At 61.9% G+C, this 3640-nt stretch carries 4 protein-coding genes and 1 pseudogene; all 5 read left to right on the top strand.

The genetic code is table 11. The features are described from left to right. Positions 1-804, top strand: an 804-nt coding sequence (locus MRY75_RS16110; RefSeq protein ID WP_292309029.1) for a homoserine kinase, incomplete at its 5' end; no start/stop codon positions are given. After that, positions 801-1259, top strand: a complete 459-nt coding sequence (rnhA, locus tag MRY75_RS16105) for a ribonuclease HI (RefSeq protein WP_292309028.1) — start codon at positions 801-803, stop codon at positions 1257-1259. The genes MRY75_RS16110 and rnhA, both read left to right, overlap by 4 nt. A 103-nt stretch (positions 1260-1362) precedes the next feature. Then, a pseudogene (locus MRY75_RS16100) lies at positions 1363-2286 on the top strand (IS1595 family transposase). Positions 2287-2414: 128 nt separating this feature from the next. Then, positions 2415-2621, top strand: coding sequence for a hypothetical protein (locus MRY75_RS16095; protein ID WP_292309027.1), 207 nt, complete (start codon positions 2415-2417; stop codon positions 2619-2621). Positions 2622-2749: 128 nt separating this feature from the next. Next, positions 2750-3277 (top strand): hypothetical protein, encoded by a 528-nt coding sequence (locus MRY75_RS16090; RefSeq protein ID WP_292309026.1) that lies wholly within the window; start codon positions 2750-2752, stop codon positions 3275-3277. Positions 3278-3640: the final 363 nt, after the last annotated feature.

The raw sequence follows: 3640 nt of genomic DNA, 5'->3' as shown, positions 1-3640 counted from the left end.
GAGAAGCGGGTGAACCCGAACGACCTGCCGTTCTTCATCGAACTGATGCGCCATCTGGCGGCCAAGGGGCTGAACGTCCCCAGTCCGATGCCGGGTCGGGATGGACGCACCCTGCGCGAACTGAACGGCCGGCCGGCGGCGGTGGTGTCCTTCGTCGAGGGGGTGTGGCGGCGGCGGATCCAGCCGTTGTGTTGTCGCGAGCTCGGCATGGCCATGGCCCGGATGCACGTCGCCGGCGGCGACTTCGCCATGGTGCGGGAGAACAACCTGTCGGTCGCCGGCTGGCGGCCACTGTTCGACAGCTGCGAACTGCCGGCCCGCGAGATCTACCACCCGCTGCACAACCAGTTGAACACCGAGCTGACGCATCTCGAGGCGCACTGGCCGCGCGGCCTGCCGACCGGCACGATCCATGCCGATCTGTTCCCCGACAACGTGTTCTTCCTCGGCGACCGGCTGTCCGGGCTGATCGACTTCTATTTCGCCTGCACGGACATCCTGGCCTACGACCTGGCGATCTGTCTGAACGCTTGGTGTTTCGAGAAGGACGGCAGCTTCAACGTCACCAAGGCGCAGAATCTGGTCGGCGGCTACGAGAGCGTGCGGCCGCTGGCGGCTGCCGAGCGCGAGGCGCTGCCGGTTCTGGCCCGCGGCTCGGCCCTGCGCTTCCTGCTCACCCGCCTGTACGACTGGCTGAACCACCCGGAAGGGGCGCTGGTGAAACCCAAGGATCCCATGGAATACAACCAGAAGCTTCGCTTCCATCAGAGCGTGTCCGGCCCGTCGGCCTACGGCCTGTCATGACCGGCGAGATAGGGGGGGAGCGGGTCCAGGTGTTCACCGACGGGGCCTGCAGCGGCAATCCCGGACCCGGCGGGTGGGGCGCGATCCTGCGCTGGCGCGGCAACGAGAAGGAACTCTCCGGCGGCGCGGAGGAGACCACCAACAACCGCATGGAGCTGATGGCCGCGATCGCGGCCCTGGAGGCGCTGACCCGTGGCATGCCGGTCGATCTGACCACCGACAGCACCTATGTCCGCGACGGCATCACCAAGTGGATGAAGGCCTGGAAGGCGCGCGGCTGGAAGACCGCCGACAAGAAGCCGGTCAAGAACCGCGACCTGTGGGAGCGGCTCGACGCCGCCGTGCAGCGACACGACGTGGACTGGCACTGGGTGAAGGGCCATGCCGGTCATCCGGAGAATGAACGCGCCGACGAACTCGCCCGCGAGGCGATCAGGGCGCTACGGGAGGGGTGACGGAACCCTTCGACTCTCTCCACACTTCCCGGATTTGGTCGAAACCTATATACGTGGCTGAACACAGCTCAATCCCCACCTATCAAGGTGTAAGGAGAGAGCCATGGATTTCACCGCCAAAATTTACCACGACGAAGACGCCGCCCGTGAGCACCTGGAGGCCATTCGATGGCCCCACGGCGCCGTGTGCCCGTCCTGCGGTGAGACTGAGACCGTCGCCCCTCTCGGCGGCAAGTCCATGGGGCCTGGTTGGTATCACTGCAAAGCCTGCCGCCAGAAGTTCACGGTTCGCGTCGGCACGATCTACGAGCGCTCCAAGATCGCCCTGCACAAGTGGGTGCTGGCCACGCACCTGATGGCTTCCTCCAAGAAGGGCATCAGCGCGCACCAGCTACACCGCATGCTGGGCATCACGTACAAGTCCGCATGGTTCATGACTCACCGCATCCGCGAGAGCATGCGTGAGTTCTACCCTGACCAATTCGGCGGTGAGGGCAAGACGGTCGAGGCTGACGAGACGTTAATCGGCGGCAAGCAGGCGAACAAGCACAAGTCCAAGCGCGCTCCCCAACGCCTCGGTAGCTCATGGGGCAAGGAGACTGCGTTCGCCCTCGTGGAGCGTGGTGGCCGCGTCCGCACCATCCACACGCCCCGTGTAAACGCTGCGACCCTGCGTCCGATCCTGAAGCAGCAGCTTGATCCGGCTACCCGCCTGACGACCGACGACGCCGGCCAGTACCGCCACATGCACCGCGACTTCGAGCACCATGTCGTAAACCACAGCGCTGACGAGTACGTGCGCGGCGACACCCACACCAACACCGTCGAGAACTACTTCTCCATCCTCAAGCGCGGCATCACGGGCGAGTATTAGGCTGTCTCCAAGAAGCACCTCAAGCGCTATCTCGGGGAATTCGATTTCCGACACAACTACCGCCACGTCGATGACTTCACCGGCGCGGCCATCGCCATGAAGGGCGCGGCAGGCAAGCGCCTCACCTATCGGCGGGCTGGTATCGGGGCGTAGCAGCGGCGGGAATCTCTCCCGCGAGCATTTTCGAAAAGCCCTCAAGCGCGCACTGCTCGAATCGACCCTCATCGACTCGACTCATCCGATCATGAGAGTCAGAGTTGGAAGACGTTGAGGAACGGCCAATGTCACCAATCAAGAACCCGCCCCACGCAGCCATTGTCGCCATGATCAAGGGCTCTCGCGAACAGGCCGCTCGGCGGATCACAGACCCACGCAATGGCGACGAATGGTACTGGCCGGCGGAGCAGGGCACGCACGCCGAAGGTGCGGCGCATCTTGGTGTTCCGTATGATCGGCGGCCCGGAGAGGGCGACATCGTCACGCTTTAGTTTTCAACGTTTCCTTCTTCGGCTTATGCGGCTTGGGCGGCGTCTGGAGCATGCGCTTCAACAGCTCGTCGCCTTTCCGCTGACCCTCGGGGGTTACTCTAGGTTCGTCGTCTTTCTTGGAGTCGGTCATGCAAGAAATGCCCGTCGTTACAGATCTGCCGGATGACATGCTTACGGCTATCGGCCAAGTGATTGTCGAGTACGCCTTTCTCGAACTTCAGCTTAGCAGGATCATCTACGATCTTCTCGCCGTTGATCCAAAGGCTGGTAGACTGGCCGTTAGGGAGCCGCGCGCATCTGATCGTCTGGATGTGATCTTTGATCTTTGCGCACTGCGAGGCGTTTCCATTGAAGAAGAAAAGAATCCGCTCAAGAAAGCATTAGAGTTTTCAGTGTCTCAACGAGACAGGATCGCTCATGGTATTTGGGTTTTCGACGAAGAAAGTGGCGACCACATGCTTCGCATAACGCGCGGCAGTTGGCCAAAGTCTCCAGGAGAAAAACGCCGGCGAAAACGGATTGTTGAGCCCGAAGCCGTAACGCTGACGCCTCAGAACATCTTTGACATAGCGGTCACTATCAACCACGCATCACGCTACGCAGTGCAGATGCGAGAAGAGATCCAGGCGCAACTTCGATCATCTCACGAGAAATAGCCGGGACTATGTCCTCTGAACTATCGAAATCGCGGTCGCACTGACGAAATGCGTCAGCACTCGCCTCTGCCATCTCCGGAGTGATCTCAATCTCAGCGCTGGCCTGTCGCTCTTTAACATGGTTCCCGGATGATGTTCAGTCAGGTATATAAGTGCTGATTGAGTCCGGGGCCCACACCAGGAGAGGTACGGTCGGAGGCTGGTGTCGATGTTTGGTGCCGCCGATGAGTGGCCCCCGGAACAGGCCCGGGAAGTGCGTGAGAGGGAGAAGTGCCGGTGAGTCCTCACCCCTGCGCCAGGACCGGCACCATGGAGGCCACAAGCAGGATCGCCATGGCGATGTTGAACCGGGCGATCCGGTTG

Source organism: Marivita sp. (genome assembly GCF_022763305.1).
In the GTDB taxonomy this organism is placed as follows: domain Bacteria; phylum Pseudomonadota; class Alphaproteobacteria; order Rhodobacterales; family Rhodobacteraceae; genus Marivita.
This window is presented reverse-complemented; position numbering and strand designations above follow the sequence as displayed.

What these genes read in the sequence shown, in the direction of transcription:
- rnhA (WP_292309028.1), top strand. Translation starts at nt 801, where the DNA reads ATGACCGGCGAGATAGGGGGGGAGCGGGTCCAGGTGTTCACCGACGGG.
- MRY75_RS16095 (WP_292309027.1), top strand. Translation starts at nt 2,415, where the DNA reads ATGTCACCAATCAAGAACCCGCCCCACGCAGCCATTGTCGCCATGATC.
- MRY75_RS16090 (WP_292309026.1), top strand. Translation starts at nt 2,750, where the DNA reads ATGCAAGAAATGCCCGTCGTTACAGATCTGCCGGATGACATGCTTACG.